Here is a 15,607-nt window from a genome sequence, read left to right as displayed (position 1 = left end):
GCAGTCGCCACGCCGACGGCCTTCCACCTTTCGGCAAGCGCGGCTAAACGCAATCCATGACACCTTCGCTCAGACGGCCGCTCGGGATTCTCGCCGTCCTCCTCGGCATATTCGCCTATGTTCTGTTCGCGGTCTGGCTGTTCGAGCCGGTCGCGACGCTGCATCCGCTGCTGCAACTGCCGATCTGGGCATTCCTCGGCGTTGCATGGGCCTTTCCGCTGCGGCCAGTGCTGACGTGGATCGAAACGGGCAAATGGCGCCCATGAGGAAGCCGCCCGAAGATTGCCGCACGATGGCCGAAGTCCGCACCGGCGTGGACCATCTGGACCGCGAAATCGTCGCGCTGCTGGCGGAACGATTCCGATTCATGGATGCCGCCGCCCGAATCAAGCCCGAGCGCGCGCAGGTCCGCGACGAGCCGCGCAAATGGCAGGTGATCGGGAATGCCCGCGACGAAGCCGTGCGCCTCGGCCTCGACCCCGCCATCATCGGCGCACTGTGGGAGGCGCTGGTCGAAGCCTCGATCGCGCACGAGTTCGACAAATGGGACAGGATACGCCCGGCATCCGGCGCAAAACGCTGACGGACAGGCCTACAGGAAACCACACGCAAACAAAAAGGGCTGCCCGCGAAGGCAGCCCTTTTTCGTTCGTCTGCAGCATGTTGCGGCAGAAAACTACTCCACAAGTGGCGCGAGCGACGGGGCTCGAACCCGCGACCTCCGGCGTGACAGGCCGGCACTCTAACCGACTGAGCTACGCCCGCACTACTTGTGGAGGCGCGGCTTTATGCGTCGGCTCGGCCCCTGTCAACACCGATCCGCCGGGGATCAGCTACACAGCCACAAAGGTTGCGTGGCCTACCCGTTCAGTGGCACCTGCAAAGGCATGACTGGTTTCGACGAACAGCAGCTTGCGGCGGAAAGCTGGTTCCGCTCGCTCCGCGACCGCATCACCGCCGAATTCGAACGCATCGAGGACGAAGGCGCCGCGCTTTCCGCCCTGCCGAATGCACCAGCCGGGCCGGGGCGTTTCCAGTTCACCCGCTGGGACCGGGCAGACCACAGCGGCGCGCCGGGCGGCGGCGGCACCATGGGCGTGATGAAGGGGCGAATCTTCGAGAAGGTCGGGGTCAACATCTCGACCGTACACGGCGAGTTCAACCCCGAGTTCGCCAAATCCATCCCCGGAGCCGACGCCGACCCGCGCTTTTTCGCAACCGGGATCAGCCTCGTCGCGCATATGGCGAACCCGCATGTGCCGGCCGTGCACATGAACACGCGGTTTCTCGTCACCACCAAACGCTGGTTCGGCGGCGGCGCCGACCTGAACCCCGCCCTGCCCCGCGCCGACGACACGGCGTCGTTCCGCGCAGCGTTCGAAGCGGCCTGCAATCGGCACGATGCCGGCTTCTGGCCCCGCCACAGCGCATGGTGCGACGAATATTTCCACATCCCGCACCGCAAACGCGCACGCGGCGTCGGCGGCATTTTCTATGACTGGCTGTCCGCCGACACCCCGACCGACTTCGACAGCCATTTCGCCTATACACGCGATGTCGGCGAAACTTTTCTGGCCGCCTTTCCGGCGATCGTGCGCCGCCGCATGGCCGAAGGCTGGAGCCCGGCCGAACGGCACGAACTGCTGAAGTATCGCGGCCTCTATGCCGAGTTCAATCTGGTCTATGATCGCGGCACCACCTTCGGCCTGAAGACGGGCGGCAACACCGATGCGATCCTGATGTCGCTGCCGCCCGAAGCCGTCTGGGAATAGCGCGTCAGACGAACTTTCCAGGCACCGTCGGGTGGCTGGAAGACAGTCCGCCATCGACTGCAATCGCCTGCCCGTTCACATAGCTCGCGTCGTCCGAGGCAAGGAACACCGCAACCGCCGCCTGTTCTTCGGGGTGCGCATAGCGGCGCAACGGGTTCAACTGGCCAAGCTTGTCCTCGCGGCCGCGTGCGCGGGCGCCCTCGAACATGGGGGCGGTCATCCCGGTTTCCGTAAGGCCAGGGCAGATACAGTTCACGCGAACGCCGGTGCCGCCCAACTGGTTCGCCGATGTCTGCGTCAGGTTGATGACGCCCGCCTTCGAGGCGGAATAGGGCATGCCGCCCGCGCCCGAGCGGATCCCGGCGACGCTTGCCGTGGTGACGATCGCGCCCCTGCCCTGCGGAACCATCACCCGCGCGCCTTCGCGAATGGCCAGAAACACGCCGATCAGGTTTACCCTGAGCACCTTCTCCCATTCCTCGACGCCAATATCGGCGAGCAGCGCCATGCCGCCGGAAACGCCGGCGTTGGCGAACAGCGCATCCAGCCTGCCGTGGTCTGCTGCCGCCCGGTCCACCGCCGCGCGTACGAACGCCTCGTCGCCGGCGTCTCCGACAAGAGCCTCGGCGCCGCCGCCTGCCGCGCGCACCCCGGCAACCGTTTCCTCGACGGCGGCCGACCAGTCGGCGGCCAACACGAACGCGCCTTCGCGCGCAAACTGCCGTGCCGCCGCCCGCCCGATCCCCGATGCAGCCCCTGTCACCAGCACCACCTTGCCTTCGAAGCGCATCGCCATCCCTTCCGGTTGAAATTCCCGACCCAGCATCAACACTTGCCCGGCGTGGTGCAACCCGTCAGCATCGACAGTCATGGAACCGCTCATCCTTGCGATCGACTCGGGCACGACTTCGACCCGCGCGCTTGCCTTCGACCTGTCGGGCGGAATCGTCGATTCGGCGCAATATCCGATCAGCCAGTCGTTCCCGCAGCCGGGGTGGGTGGAACAGGACGCAACGGAAATCTGGCTGCGCGGCGAACAGGCCGCCGCCGAGGTGATGGCCCGGGTCGGCGACCGCGTGGCCGCGATCGGCATCACCAACCAGCGCGAGACGACGATTTTCTGGAGCCGCCGCAACGGCGAGCCGCTGGCGCCGGCGATCGTCTGGCAGGACCGCCGCACTGCCGATGCCTGCATGGCGCTGAAAGCAGCCGGCCACGAGGAACATCTGCAACAGACGACCGGCCTGCTGCTGGACCCTTATTTTTCCGCAAGCAAGATCCGCTGGGCAATCGCAAATCTGCCAACCGTGCGCGATGCAGCCGCCAGCGGCGACCTGGCGATCGGCACGGTCGAATCCTGGCTGCTGTTCAAGCTGACCGGCGCGCACCTGACCGACGCCAGCAACGCTTCGCGGACGATGCTTATGGACCTGCATCGCGCGCAATGGGCGCCTGATCTCGTCAGCCTGTTCGAAGTGCCGGCAGGCGCACTGGCTGCCATCGCGCCGATGACCGGCCTGCTGGCGGAAACGCGCCACTTCGGCCGCTCGCTGTTCATCAGCGGCATGGCGGGCGACCAGCAGTCCGCAACCATCGGCCAGGGATGCAACCGCCCGGGCCTTGCCAAATGCACCTACGGCACCGGCATCTTCATGCTTGCCCATGCAGGCGCCACGCCACCCGTATCGACGAACCGGCTGCTTTCGACATGGCTGTCGTCGTCGCCGCTGGCCTATGCGCTGGAGGGCTCGGTGTTCGTCGGCGGCGACGCGATCAAATGGCTGCGCGACGCACTGGGCATCCTCGACCGGGCAGCCCGATCCGAGGAACTGGCGCAATCCGTGCCGGACAGCGGCGGCGTCACCTTCGTGCCGGCCTTTGCCGGGCTGGGCGCTCCCTATTGGCAGCCCGGCGCGCGCGGCCTGCTGACGGGGATCACCGGCGGCACGACCCGCGCGCATATCGTGCGCGCCACACTCGAAGCGATGGGCCAGCAGACCGCCGATCTGGCCGACGCATTCCGGGGCGACGGCGTGCCGCTTGCCGCGCTGAAAGTGGATGGCGGCATGGCAGCGAACGGCTGGCTGTGTCAGGACTTCGCCGACGCAACCGGGTTGATCGTTGAACGTCCCGCCTGCATCGAAACGACTGCGCTGGGTGCAGCCATGCTGGCGGCGGTCGGCGTCGGCCTGTTCGCAGATCTGGACGAGGCCGCAACAGCGATGGTGCACGCCGACCGGCAATTCCAGCCATCGACGGACGAGACCAGACGACAGGCCCGACGGGCATTGTGGAAGCGCGCGATCGCGCAGGTGCAGGCCGGGGTGGCGGCCGACGGGGGCAGTTGATAAGGTAGCGCGATGCGCATGCGCGATCTTGAAAAGGCGTCCGGCGTCTCTCGGGAGACGATCCGTTTCTATATCCGCGAAGGGCTGTTGCCCGAACCGGACCGCACGCATCGCAACAGCGCGACCTATAACGACGGGCATCTCGCCCGGCTGCTGACGATACGTCGGCTGAAGGATGAACGCTTCCTGCCGCTGTCGGTGATCCGGTCTTTGTTCGAAGGCGAGCAGATCGGGCTGCTGGAACCGGCAATGCTGCCCGAGTTCGACCATCTGCTGCGCGCGCGCCTCGATTCCGAAGGCGAACGTGTCGATGCGCACGCGTTCATGCAGGAAATCGGCGCCGACCCTGAAAATCTGGCCGAGTTCCGCCGCGCCGAAGTGGTGTCGCCTGCCGCCGATAACAAACTGTCGCCACGCGACCAGCGGATCCTTCGGCTGCTGGCCGACGCACAGAAGATCGGCTTCACCCGCGAGCGTGGCTATCACGACGCCGGTGTCGGCCGGTTCGTCGCCGTGATGCACCAGTTGGCGCAGATGGAGCTGGACGAGTTTTTCGCCAATGTCGCGCCGCATGTGACCGAACTGGAGGCAGCCGACATGGCCGAACGCGGGATCGGCATCCTGAATCAGTTGATGGCCGAATTCTTCACGCGCGAAATCCTGAACCTGCTGTCCGAGCGGCGCAGGATCGCCAACGACAACCGGCTGGACGAACAGGACGCAAGCGCCATCCCGCACGGCTGAAAACGGCGGTCAGGCCTGCACGGCCTTCCATTGCGCGAATGCCGCCTTTGCCCGCTGCGCCAGCGACGCCTTGCGCTCGCGGCCCTTTGCAGCATCGACAAGCGGCGGGAACAGCCCGAAATTCACGTTCATCGGCTGAAAACTGTCGGCAATCGCGCCTGTGGTGATGTGCGCCAGCAACGCGCCCATCGCCGTTTCCGGCGGTGGCGGCACCGGCCGCCGCCCGGCCACGCGGCTGGCAAGGAAAATCCCCGCCATCAACCCTACAGCAGCCGATTCCACATAGCCTTCGCAGCCAGTGATCTGGCCGGCGAAATGAATACGCAAATCCGCCCCCAGACGCAGCGTCGGGTCGAGCAGCACCGGCGAACGGATGAAACTGTTGCGATGGACGCCGCCCAGCCGGGCGAACTCGGCATTCCCGAGGCCCGGAATGGTGCGGAAAATCCGCAATTGTTCCGAATGCTTCAGCTTGGTCTGGAAGCCGACCATATTGAGGAGCGTGCCAGAGGCATTGTCCTGCCGCAGTTGCACAACCGCATAGGGCCGCCTGCCGGTGCGCGGGTCGCGCAGCCCCACCGGCTTCATCGGGCCGAAGCGAAGCGTGCCGGGGCCGCGCTCGGCCATCACTTCGACAGGCATGCAACCCTCGAACCAGGGCGTATCGCGTTCCCAGTCGCGGAACGGGGCCTTTTCGCCCGCAAGCAGCGCCTCGACGAAGGCCTGATACTGGGCCTTGTCCATCGGACAGTTCAGATAGTCGCCTTCGCCCGGCGCGTGCAGGCCGCCGCCTTCGGCGCCCTTGTCATAGCGGGACTGGCGCCACGCGATCCCCATGTCGACGGAATCTGCATGGACGATCGGCGCAATCGCGTCGAAAAACGCCAGATGCCCCTCGCCCGTCAGGCCTTCGATGAACCGCGCCAGCGGCTCGGATGTAAGCGGGCCGGTTGCTATCAGCACATGCTTCCATGCAGGATCGGGCGCCTCCACTTCTTCGCGCACGACCGTCACCAGCGGGTGCGCAGCCAGCGCCCCGGTTACGGCCTGCGAAAACCTGTCGCGGTCGACGGCAAGGGCCGAACCGGCGGGCACACGCGCGGCGTCGGCTGCCTGCATCACCAGCGAGCCCATGCTTCGCATTTCATGGTGCAGCAAGCCGACCGCATTGTAATCGCTGTCGTCGGATCGAAAGCTGTTCGAACAGACCAGTTCGGCAAGGCCGTCGGTCTGGTGGGCGGGCGTCATGCGGGTGCCGCGCATTTCGTGCAGCACCACGCTGACACCGCGCGCGGCAAGCTGCCATGCTGCTTCTGAACCGGCAAGGCCGCCGCCGATGATGTGAACCGGATCGTGCATCGAAGCCCATTGCCGCCGCATGAGGCCGCCCGCAAGACGTGCAGTCGCCGATGTTTCGGCCGGCCCGCCTGCTTCCACCGGCGGATTTTCCGGCTATGAAGCTGCGTGGACCTTTATCTTCCCATCGCCGAGATGTCCGTCAACGCGCTCGTCATCATCGGGCTGGGGGCGCTGGTGGGGTTTCTGTCCGGCCTGTTCGGTGTTGGCGGCGGCTTCCTGACCACGCCGTTGCTGATCTTCTACGGCATCCCGCCGGCCATCGCCGTCGGCTCGTCGGTGGTGCAGGTCACCGGCTCGGGCGTGTCGGGGGCGCTGGCCTATTACCGGCGCGGCCAGATCGACATGAAGATGGGGGGCGTGCTGATCGCGGGCGGCTTCGTCGGCACAGCAATCGGTTCCCGGCTGTTCGACTGGCTGCGTTCGCTGGGGCAGGTCGATGTGACGATCGGGCTTGTCTATGTGATCCTGCTGGGATCGGTCGGCGGGCTGATGCTGAAGGAATCCATGCGTTCCATCAGACAGTTGCGCGACGGCAATGCCCCGCAGACGCGCGCGCGGCGGCATCATCCGCTGGTCGCGGCGCTGCCGATGAAGATGCGTTTTCCACGTTCAGGCGTCTTCATCTCGCCGCTGGCGCCGTTCATGGTCGGCGCCGGTGTCGGTGTGCTGACGGTGATCATGGGGGTCGGCGGCGGGTTCATCCTCGTGCCGGCGATGCTCTATCTGCTGGGCATGGCGGCAGGCGTCGTGGTCGGCACCAGCCTGTTCCAGATCGTGTTCATCTCGGCGGCGGCCACCGTGTTGCAGGCGACCAGTTCGCAAACCGTCGATATCGTGCTGGCGCTGCTGCTGCTGGTCGGCGGCGTCGTCGGCGCGCAATTCGGGGCACAGGCGGCGCAGCGGCTGCCGGCCGAACGGCTGCGATTGTTTCTGGCGCTTATCGTGCTGATGGTGGCGGCGCGCCTTGCGGTCGGCCTTGCATGGACGCCGCGCGACCTGTTCTCGATCCAGACAGCCTTTTCATGAAGGCGCTGGCGATCACCGTGCTGGCGATGGCGATACCGGCCGCACCGGCAGGCGCGCAGACCAGGCTCGTCACCGACCTTTCGCAAAGCCGTATCGAAATCTCGCACCGTTTCGCCGGTTCCGAGCTGCTGATCTTCGGCGCCATCCAGTATCCGGGGGGCAGAACTCCGTCGGAACCACCCGGCATCGCCGTGGTGCTGCGCGGCCCGGCCGACGCCATCACCGTGCGCAAAAAGGCGCGGGTTGCCGGTATCTGGGTGAACACCCAGGCGATCCGCTTTGAATCCGCGCCCGGCTATTATGCCGTCGCAACCACCCGGCCTATCCACCAGCTTCTCGATGAACGCAGCGCCGCCATCTACGAGATCGGGCTGAACCACCTGCAACTGTCGCCCGCGACCGCCGCCGACCCTGCCCTTTCCGGCCAGTTCGAGCGCGGCCTCATCGGTCTCAGGCAGCGCGACGGCCTGTTCGTCGAGCAACCTTATGGCGTGCAGGTGACCGACCGCATCCTCTATCGCGCGCGGCTGCCGATTCCGGCTGCGGTTCCCGTCGGCAATTATCAGGCGGAAATCTACCTGATCGACGACGGCAAGGTGCGCGCCAGTTCATCGGCCAAGGTGATCGTCGACAAGACCGGGTTCGAACGCTCGGTCTATGTGTTCGCCCACAAGCACGGATTCCTCTATGGCCTTGCCGCAGTCGGCATTGCGCTGGCGATGGGCGGCGCTGCCGGCACCATCGGCCGGCGGCGCGACGCCTGAGGCGGCCCGTCCATCCGATCACCATTGCCGAGCGGCCCTGCCACCCCTAGCTTCTGCCGATGAACGTAACCGCGTCCCTGCCGCTCAAGCGCCTCGAAGACTATGAGCCACCCAGATGGCTGGTTCCGGAAACGAACCTGCTGTTCCGGCTGGCCGACGAACGAACGCTGGTGCAGGCAAGGCTGAAAGTGCGCCGCAACGGCCGGCACGCCGAACCGCTGCTGCTCGATGGCGAAGAACTGGAACTGCTGGACCTCAGGATCGACGGCGTCGCCCAGCCGCTGCCGAATGACAGCGCGACGGGTCTGCGCCTGACGATCGACGCCGACGAAGCCGAAGTGGAAACGCTGGTTGCGATCCGCCCTTCCGGCAACACCCGGCTGATGGGGCTGTATTCGTCGGGGGACATACTCTGCACCCAGTGCGAGGCCGAGGGCTTCCGACGCATCACCTATTTTCCCGACCGGCCCGACGTGCTGAGCCGCTACCATGTGCGCCTGGAGGCAGATCGGGCATCGCGCCCGGTGCTGCTGTCGAACGGCAATCCGGGCAAGACCGGCGAACTTCCCGGCGGGCGCCATTTCGCCGAGTGGGACGATCCCCACCCGAAGCCCGGCTACCTGTTCGCCGCCGTCGCCGGGCGCCTGTCGTCGTTGAACGACAGCTTCGTCACCTGTTCGGGGCGGCAGATCAGTCTGGCGATCTGGGCGGCGGCCACCGATCTTCCCCGCTGCCGCCACGCGATGGACAGCCTGAAGGCAGCCATGGCCTGGGACGAACAGGCCTATGGCCGGGAATATGATCTCGACCAGTTCAACATCGTCGCCGTGCGTGATTTCAACTTCGGCGCGATGGAGAACAAGGGCCTCAACATCTTCAACGCCCGCTATGTGCTGGCCGACCACGACACCGCAACCGACCGCGACTTCGATCATATTTCGGCGATCGTTGCACATGAATATTTCCACAACTGGTCGGGCAACCGCGTCACCTGCCGCGACTGGTTCCAGCTCAGCCTGAAAGAAGGGCTGACCGTGTTCCGGGATCAGCAGTTCAGCGCCAGCCATGGTTCGGCAGCGGTCCGCCGCATCGAAACCGCCCGCGCGCTGCGCGCGGCCCAGTTCCCCGAGGACGACGGTCCGCTGGCACATCCGGTCCGGCCGCAAAGCTATGCCGAGATTTCGAACTTCTATACCACGACCATCTACGACAAGGGCGCCGAACTGATCCGGATGATCGCAACCCTGCTCGGCCCGGAACGCTATCGACGCGCCTGCGATCGCTATTTCGATGCAAACGACGGCAAGGCAGCGACGATCGAGGATTTCCTCGACGCGATGTCTGCCGAAGGGCTGGATGGCACGCGCTTCCGAAGATGGTATGAACAGGCGGGTACGCCGCGCGTATCGGCAGAAGTGCTGCACCATGCCGAAAGCGCCACCGCCAAACTGATTTTCACGCAGTCCAATCCGAAAGCCCCCGGCGCCGCGCCATTGCCGATCCCGATGCGCTTTGCGCTGTTCGCCGCAGACGGCGCCCGTATCCATGAACGGGATGATCTGGTCCTCGTGGAATCCGAAACGAGGCTGACCGTGAACGGCGTACGCGCGCCGCCGGTGCTGTCAGCGAACCGCGGGTTTGCAGCGCCCGTTGTGACCGGCCCGCCGCAGTCGCGCCAGCATCTGCGCCTGCTCGCCCGGCACGAAGACGAACCGTTCGCGCGCTACGAAGCCCTGCAGCAGTTGATGCTGTCGTCGCTTGCACGATCGATCGCGACCGGACGGGCGACAGGGCATCAGGATGTCGCCATCGCGCTGTCGGCCCTGCTGGACGGCTGGCATGACGACCCGGCCTTCGTGGCGGAGGCGCTGGAACTGCCATCAGAGACGATGATCGGCGACCAGTTGATCCTCGTCGATCCCGAGGCGATCCACTTCCACCGCACCGCGGTCAGCCGCTACATCGAGGCCGACCTCGGGGAGCGGATGCATGCAATCCTGAAGGCGTGCGTCACCGATCCAGCCGATCTGTCGCCGCGCGCCAAGGGGCTGCGTCGGCTGAAGGGCGTACTGCTGACGCAATTGCTGGCCGGAGATGCCGACGACGCGGTGGGTGTGGCGCTCCGCCACTACCGCGACGCCGCCTGCATGACCGACCGGATGTCGGCGCTCGCAGCCCTCAGCCACTCGGCGGCGCCCGCGCGCGACGAGGCGCTGGCGCGGTTCCAGATCGCCTATGGCCAGCTTCCGGAAGTCCTCGACAAATGGTTCGCGACGCAGGCGGCCTCCACGCGCGAGGACACGCTGCATGTGGTGGAGAAGCTGCTCTGCCACCCCCAGTTCGACAGGCGCAACCCGAACCGGCTGCGCTCGCTGCTCTTGACGTTCGGCCTGAACCAGCCACGCTTTCACGATCGCTGGGGGCGCGGCTATGCGCTCCTCGCGCGCGAGGTGCTGGCGGTCGATGCGCTGAACCCGCAGTCGGCAGCCCGGCTGGTGCAGCCGCTGGCCCGCTGGCGGCGCTTTGCCGCGCCCTGGGGGCCGCTGATGGAGGCGGAACTGCGTCAGCTTGCCCGGGCGCCCGGCATCTCGCGCGATCTGCTGGAAGTCGTTACCAACAGCCTGCAATGACGGGATTCGCTATGCTCCGCACGTTCAGCGCCCTTATGGCCATCGCGCTGCTAGGGACCACTGCCCTGAAGGCCGATCCGGCCCCGCTGTCGGACCTCGTCCAGCGCGTCGACATTCCCTACGAACAGTTCACGCTGGATAACGGCCTGCGCGTCGTCGTCCACACCGACCGCAAGGCGCCGCTGGTGCATGTCGGTGTCTGGTATGGGGTCGGCTCGGTGGATGAACCGGTCGGCAGGTCGGGCTTTGCGCACCTGTTCGAACATCTGATGTTCTATGGTTCGGAACATCATCAGGGCGACCATTTCCGGCCATTGGAAGCAATCGGCGCCACCGACTTCAATGGCACCACCAGCTTCGACCGCACCAACTATTTCGAAACCGTGCCGACACCCGCACTCGATCTGGCGCTGTTCCTTGAATCCGACCGCATGGGCTTTCTGCTGCCCGCACTGAATCAGGAAAAGCTGGATGCGCAGCGCAAGGTGGTGCTCAATGAAAAGCGCCAGGGAGACAATGCGCCGGGCGGACTGACGCAATACGAGCTTCTGAAGGAATTGTTTCCGCCCGATCACCCGATGGCGATTTCGACGATCGGCCGCCCCGAGGACCTGAACGCCGCAACCCTCGACGACGCGCGCCGCTGGTTCAAGGGCGCCTATGGCCCGAACAACGCCGTTCTGGTGCTGGCAGGCGACATCGACGCGGCTACGGCCAAACCACTGGTTGAAAAATGGTTCGGCGAAATCCCCGCCGGGCCGACACCGGAACGCTTTGCCGGCTGGGTGCCGCTGCGCCAGCAGACGACGCGCGCCACCATGGCCGACCGTGTTCCAACCACCAGGCTGAGCCGCTTCTGGGCGGTGCCGGGCAGGGACAACCCCGCCGAAGTCGCCGATTTGCAGGTGGCGCTTGCCATTCTGGCAGGCGGCGCAACCTCGCGGCTACAGGAAAAACTGGTGCGAGAGGAACGGGTTGCGGTGTCGGTCGGCGGATCGGTCGGCGATCAGGTTCGTGCAGGGATCGCCAGCCTGTCGGTCGAGCTGGCGCCGGGCGCTGACCCGGCCAAAGTAGAGAAACGGATCGACGAAATTCTGGCCGAATTCCTGCAACATGGCCCAACCGCCGACGAAGTGGACCGGGTGGCGATGCGGGCGGTCGGCGGAACCATTCGCGGGCTGGAAAAGGTCGGCGGCTTCGGCGGCAAGGGTGTGGCACTGGCCGAAGGGCTGCTTTACGCTGGCAATCCCGGCGATTACCGCGACGACCTGATGAACTACGCCTCGGCGACGCCGGGAAGTGTGCGCCGGGCAGCGGAAAAATGGCTGACGCAGGGTGATTTCCGCCTGACGCTGGTTCCGGGCGAACGGTCGCCACGCGAAGTCGTGCCGCCGCCTTCGGTGCGTTTGCCCGCGTCGCTTGCCGAGCCTGCGCCCGCCGCACACACAGGGCCACCCGCAGATCGCTCGCATGGGCTGCCAGCGGCCGGCCCCGCCACCGAATTTCGCCTGCCGACAATCGAACGTGCGACGCTGTCGAACGGCATGCAACTGGTTTTCGCGCGCACGACGGCGGTGCCTGTCGTGCGAATGATGCTGTCGATGCCGGGCGGCATCGCGGCCGACAGCCGGGAAAAGCCAGGCACCCAGACGCTGATGCTGAACCTCGTCGACGAGGGGACGGACGGCCGCCTCGGGCCGATGGACGGACCGGCGATCGCGCGGTTGTCGGAACGGCTGGGGGCCGGGATCGGCGCTTCCGCCAGCCTCGATCGCACGCGCTACAGCCTGAACGCGCTGACCCCCAATCTGGCGGATTCGGTGCAACTGTTCGCAGATGTCGTGCGCCATCCGTCGTTCCCGCAAGACCAGTTGGAACGGGTGCGCATGCAGGCCCTCACCCAACTGAAGCGCGAGGAAAACGACCCGAACGGCCTTGCGATGCGGGCGCTTCCCCCGCTTCTCTATGGCCCTGCCCACCCCTATGGCGCCAGCTTCACCGGCAGCGGCACCGAAGCCGGGCTGAAGGCGGTCAGCCGCGATGATCTGATCGCCTTCCACGACAGGAACCTAAGTCCGGAACGGGCGCAGCTGTTCGTCGTCGGCGACACCAGCATGGCAGACCTGCTGCCGATCCTCGAACGGAATTTCGGTGACTGGAAGGCGGGCACCGCGCCCGCAGACAGCAGCAAGGCACCAGCGCCGCAACCGCAGGCCGCCGGCCGTATCGTGCTGATCGACAGGCCCGGCGCGGAACAGTCGGTGATCGTCGCTGCCGCGCCGTCGCAGTTCAGCGGCCGCGATGATCTGCTGCCGCTGTCGCTTGCGAACGACGTGTTCGGTGGCCTTGCGTCGTCGAGGCTCAACCAGGAACTGCGCGAAAAGCAGAACTGGTCCTATGGCGCGTGGTCCAGCCTTTCCCCGACACGCGAAGCGATGCCGTTCCTGATCACCGCGCCGGTGGAAACGCCGGCGACCGGCAAAAGCATCGCTGCCATCCGCGACATGCTGGGCGCTTTCGAAGGCAAGGCGCCGCCCACGGCCGCCGAAATCGAACTGGCACGCAACAACCTGATCCGCTCGCTTCCCGGCGAATTCGAAACCGGGTCGGCGCTGATGTCGGCGCTGGAACGCAACGCCAACCTCGGACGGCCGGACGACTATCTGAAAACCCTGCCCGCGCGGGCCGCCGCAGTTTCCGACGCCACCGTCAGGCAGGCGCCGCTGCCCCGGCCAGCGGATCTGGTTTTTGTCGTCGTCGCCGACAAGGCGCGGGTCCTCGATCAACTGAAGGCACTGGGTATGCCGATCGACGAACAGCCGATGCCCGGCGCTGAAAAAGGCGGCGCATGAACAGACCACATCACCCGGAAGTCCACACCATCACCCGCATCGGCTGGCTTCGTGCCGCCGTGCTGGGCGCGAACGACGGCATCATCTCGACGGCAAGCCTGGTGATCGGGGTTGCCGCGGCGCAATCGCTGCACGAACCGGTGCTGCTGGCGGGCCTTGCCGGGCTGGTCGGTGGCGCGATGTCGATGGCGGCCGGGGAATATGTGTCGGTCAGTTCGCAGGCCGATGCCGAACGCGCCGAGATCGAACGCGAACGCATCGAAATCGCCGCCTACCCGCACCATGAATTCGACGAGCTGGTGCGGATCTACAGCAAGCGCGGGCTGGACCGGGAAACCGCGCTGATCGTCGCGCAGCAACTGACGGACCACGACGCGCTTGCCGCCCATGTCCGTGATGAACTTGGCATCACCGACATGTCGGTTGCGCGGCCGTTGCAGGCGGCGGGAACGTCGGCCGTCACGTTCGCGGTGGGCGCGTCGCTGCCGCTGGTCGTGACTGCGCTGGCGCCGGAACGGCTGATCGCACCCGCAGTCGTCCTGTTCATCCTGCCCTGCCTGATGGCGCTTGGCTGGCTTGGGGCGTGGGCGGGAAAGGCACCGCCCGCACGCGCAGTATTCCGGGTGGCGTTCTGGGGCGCGGCGGCGATGGGGCTTACCTACCTGATCGGAAAGCTGGCCGGCACGGTGATCTAGCCAGGCGGCAGATGGCAGAACGGGCGGCGGGTTTCCCCGCCGCCCGTCTGCTCTGGCGCATGAAGCACCGAACTCCGGATTAGAACTTGGTACGCACCGTCACGCCGAAGGTGCGCGGTTCGGCAAGGAACGCGCCGAACAGCGTGGTCGCCGGGGTTCCGTAATTCACCGTCTGGGCGATCGACCCCGAACCTTGCAGCGGCGCGTTGAACACCACCTGCTTGTACTGCGCGTTGAACAGGTTCTGCGCCCAGGCCTCGACCGACCAGCGGCGACCGTTGCCGTTCAGGCCGATGCGCGCGTTCACCACGAACACCGAATCCTGGCGCTTTTCCGGGAACAGGTCCGAGCCGGTGTTGATTTCCGACTGCAGGCGGTAATCGACATAGACCAGCGCGCCGAACATGTCGTTCAGGGCGGGGGTCCAGGTGACCGACGCCGTATGCACCAGTTCCGGCGCGTTAGAGAGCTGGTTCCCCGGCAGGTTGGCCAGCGCCGGTGTCAGCGGCCGGCCGCCCGCGCCGACAAGGTCGTTGCGGAACTTGCTGCGGGCATAGGTGAGGCCCGCGTTCAGCGCGAGGTCGGGCGCCGGGAACAGCATGCTCTCGATTTCGATGCCCGTCGAAGTCACGCCGCCGCGCAGCCGATCTGCGGCGCAGCTTCCGGTTGCGGCCGAATTGTCGCTGTCGGCGCCGCCAAGGCTGTCCCGACACGACTGGATATTCTCGACCACATAGTTGGTGCCGTTGAACGTGTTCAACTGGAACTGGCTGAAAATGGCCCGGAAAGCCGCGACGTTCAGCCGGAAGGCATTGAGATCGAGCTTGGCCCCGATTTCGGCGCTGTTCACTGTTTCCGGCTCGAACTTCAGCGCATCCATGTTCGGAGCGGCCCAGTTCAGCGACGAGCGGTCGAGGTTGAAACCGCCTGCCTTGTAGCCCAGCGAGTAGCTGGCATAGGCCATCAGTTCGCGCGTGGGTTTCCAGCTGAGCACGGCGGTGCCGGTCCAGCGATCTTCGCTCTTGGTTGATTTGCCAGCCCAGGTCAGCGGGTTGATGACACAGGGAAGCGCCGCCAGCGACTGGAACGCAGGATTGCCGGCAATCGCCGCGCACAGCGTGTTGTTGCCGACGAGGTTCATGTCCAGCGTCTTGCGTTCGTTGGTGTAACGGCCACCAAGCGTGAGTTCCAGTTGGTCAGGCACAAGCTGGAATACGTTGTGCGTGAACACCGCATAGTTCCGGCTGGTCTGCCGGTAGGCATCATGGACGACCCCGCGACCATCGAGCTTGTCGCCCGGACGGCCGACGGCGGCAGCCACGGCATCATAGCCATAGAGGCCCGGAACCGCGAGCCCGCCCCAAAGCGCAACCGGCGACCGGAGTGCAGCCGGAATGGCCGGGTTGCCTGCAATCGC

The 15,607-nt window shown here is 66.0% G+C and carries 12 protein-coding genes, 1 tRNA gene and 1 pseudogene; 10 read left to right on the top strand and 4 right to left on the bottom strand.

Annotated elements, in window-relative coordinates; genetic code table 11:
• Positions 1-56 precede the first annotated feature (56 nt).
• Positions 57-266, top strand: coding sequence for a DUF2842 domain-containing protein (locus AC16JP_RS01505; RefSeq protein ID WP_484338832.1), 210 nt, complete (start codon positions 57-59; stop codon positions 264-266).
• Entirely contained in the window at positions 254-583 is a 330-nt protein-coding gene (locus AC16JP_RS01500; RefSeq protein WP_484338831.1) for a chorismate mutase, read from the top strand. The genes AC16JP_RS01505 and AC16JP_RS01500 overlap by 13 nt, the downstream gene beginning before the upstream one ends.
• A gap of 105 nt (positions 584-688) precedes the next feature.
• On the opposite strand, the gene AC16JP_RS01495 is transcribed toward AC16JP_RS01500, so the two are convergent.
• Positions 689-765: transfer RNA gene (locus tag AC16JP_RS01495), tRNA-Asp, on the bottom strand.
• A gap of 122 nt (positions 766-887) precedes the next feature.
• Here AC16JP_RS01495 and hemF point away from each other — a divergent pair.
• Positions 888-1,772 carry an oxygen-dependent coproporphyrinogen oxidase gene (hemF, locus tag AC16JP_RS01490; RefSeq protein ID WP_484338830.1) on the top strand — a complete coding sequence of 295 codons (885 nt, stop codon included), beginning with the start codon at positions 888-890 and terminating at the stop codon, positions 1,770-1,772.
• A gap of 4 nt (positions 1,773-1,776) precedes the next feature.
• Here hemF and AC16JP_RS01485 read toward each other — a convergent pair whose 3' ends face one another.
• Positions 1,777-2,568 (bottom strand): SDR family NAD(P)-dependent oxidoreductase, encoded by a 792-nt coding sequence (locus tag AC16JP_RS01485; protein WP_484338833.1) that lies wholly within the window; start codon positions 2,566-2,568, stop codon positions 1,777-1,779.
• Between the two features lie 73 nt (positions 2,569-2,641).
• Here AC16JP_RS01485 and AC16JP_RS01480 point away from each other — a divergent pair, with 73 nt between their 5' ends.
• The gene (locus AC16JP_RS01480; RefSeq protein WP_484338829.1) at positions 2,642-4,120 is read left to right on the top strand and encodes an FGGY family carbohydrate kinase; all 1,479 of its coding nucleotides are present in this window, start codon (positions 2,642-2,644) and stop codon (positions 4,118-4,120) included.
• Positions 4,121-4,138: 18 nt separating this feature from the next.
• Positions 4,139-4,864 (top strand): MerR family transcriptional regulator, encoded by a 726-nt coding sequence (locus AC16JP_RS01475; RefSeq protein WP_484338828.1) that lies wholly within the window; start codon positions 4,139-4,141, stop codon positions 4,862-4,864.
• A 9-nt stretch (positions 4,865-4,873) separates the two neighbouring features.
• Here AC16JP_RS01475 and trmFO read toward each other — a convergent pair whose 3' ends face one another.
• Positions 4,874-6,223, bottom strand: coding sequence for a methylenetetrahydrofolate--tRNA-(uracil(54)-C(5))-methyltransferase (FADH(2)-oxidizing) TrmFO (trmFO, locus tag AC16JP_RS01470; RefSeq protein ID WP_484338827.1), 1,350 nt, complete (start codon positions 6,221-6,223; stop codon positions 4,874-4,876).
• A 105-nt stretch (positions 6,224-6,328) separates the two neighbouring features.
• Between trmFO and AC16JP_RS01465 the strand changes: the two genes are divergently transcribed.
• From AC16JP_RS01465 to AC16JP_RS01445, 5 genes and pseudogenes are all read left to right on the top strand, one after another.
• The gene (locus AC16JP_RS01465) at positions 6,329-7,249 is read left to right on the top strand and encodes a sulfite exporter TauE/SafE family protein (protein WP_484338826.1); all 921 of its coding nucleotides are present in this window, start codon (positions 6,329-6,331) and stop codon (positions 7,247-7,249) included.
• Positions 7,204-7,941, top strand: a pseudogene (locus AC16JP_RS01460) (TIGR02186 family protein); the annotation flags it as partial. The gene AC16JP_RS01465 and the pseudogene AC16JP_RS01460, both read left to right, overlap by 46 nt.
• A gap of 131 nt (positions 7,942-8,072) precedes the next feature.
• The gene (gene pepN / locus AC16JP_RS01455) at positions 8,073-10,643 is read left to right on the top strand and encodes an aminopeptidase N (protein ID WP_484338825.1); all 2,571 of its coding nucleotides are present in this window, start codon (positions 8,073-8,075) and stop codon (positions 10,641-10,643) included.
• Positions 10,640-13,495, top strand: a complete 2,856-nt coding sequence (locus AC16JP_RS01450; protein ID WP_484338824.1) for a M16 family metallopeptidase — start codon at positions 10,640-10,642, stop codon at positions 13,493-13,495. Before pepN ends, AC16JP_RS01450 begins: the two co-directional genes overlap by 4 nt.
• Positions 13,492-14,190: a VIT1/CCC1 transporter family protein gene (locus tag AC16JP_RS01445; protein WP_484338823.1), complete on the top strand. Its 699-nt coding sequence runs from the start codon at positions 13,492-13,494 to the stop codon at positions 14,188-14,190. Before AC16JP_RS01450 ends, AC16JP_RS01445 begins: the two co-directional genes overlap by 4 nt.
• A 79-nt stretch (positions 14,191-14,269) precedes the next feature.
• On the opposite strand, the gene AC16JP_RS01440 is transcribed toward AC16JP_RS01445, so the two are convergent.
• A partial coding sequence (locus AC16JP_RS01440; protein WP_484338822.1) for a TonB-dependent receptor domain-containing protein occupies positions 14,270-15,607 on the bottom strand: 1,338 nt, incomplete at its 5' end.

The sequence above is a fragment of the Sandaracinobacteroides sp. genome, assembly GCF_057137845.1.
Note: the sequence above shows the minus strand (reverse complement) of the source record. Positions and strands in the feature narration are given on the sequence as shown.

What these genes read in the sequence shown, in the direction of transcription:
- AC16JP_RS01505 (WP_484338832.1), top strand. Translation starts at nt 57, where the DNA reads ATGACACCTTCGCTCAGACGGCCGCTCGGGATTCTCGCCGTCCTCCTC.
- AC16JP_RS01500 (WP_484338831.1), top strand. Translation starts at nt 254, where the DNA reads ATGGCGCCCATGAGGAAGCCGCCCGAAGATTGCCGCACGATGGCCGAA.
- hemF (WP_484338830.1), top strand. Translation starts at nt 888, where the DNA reads ATGACTGGTTTCGACGAACAGCAGCTTGCGGCGGAAAGCTGGTTCCGC.
- AC16JP_RS01485 (WP_484338833.1), bottom strand. Translation starts at nt 2,568, where the DNA reads ATGGCGATGCGCTTCGAAGGCAAGGTGGTGCTGGTGACAGGGGCTGCA.
- AC16JP_RS01480 (WP_484338829.1), top strand. Translation starts at nt 2,642, where the DNA reads ATGGAACCGCTCATCCTTGCGATCGACTCGGGCACGACTTCGACCCGC.
- AC16JP_RS01475 (WP_484338828.1), top strand. Translation starts at nt 4,139, where the DNA reads ATGCGCGATCTTGAAAAGGCGTCCGGCGTCTCTCGGGAGACGATCCGT.
- trmFO (WP_484338827.1), bottom strand. Translation starts at nt 6,223, where the DNA reads ATGCACGATCCGGTTCACATCATCGGCGGCGGCCTTGCCGGTTCAGAA.
- pepN (WP_484338825.1), top strand. Translation starts at nt 8,073, where the DNA reads ATGAACGTAACCGCGTCCCTGCCGCTCAAGCGCCTCGAAGACTATGAG.
- AC16JP_RS01450 (WP_484338824.1), top strand. Translation starts at nt 10,640, where the DNA reads ATGACGGGATTCGCTATGCTCCGCACGTTCAGCGCCCTTATGGCCATC.
- AC16JP_RS01445 (WP_484338823.1), top strand. Translation starts at nt 13,492, where the DNA reads ATGAACAGACCACATCACCCGGAAGTCCACACCATCACCCGCATCGGC.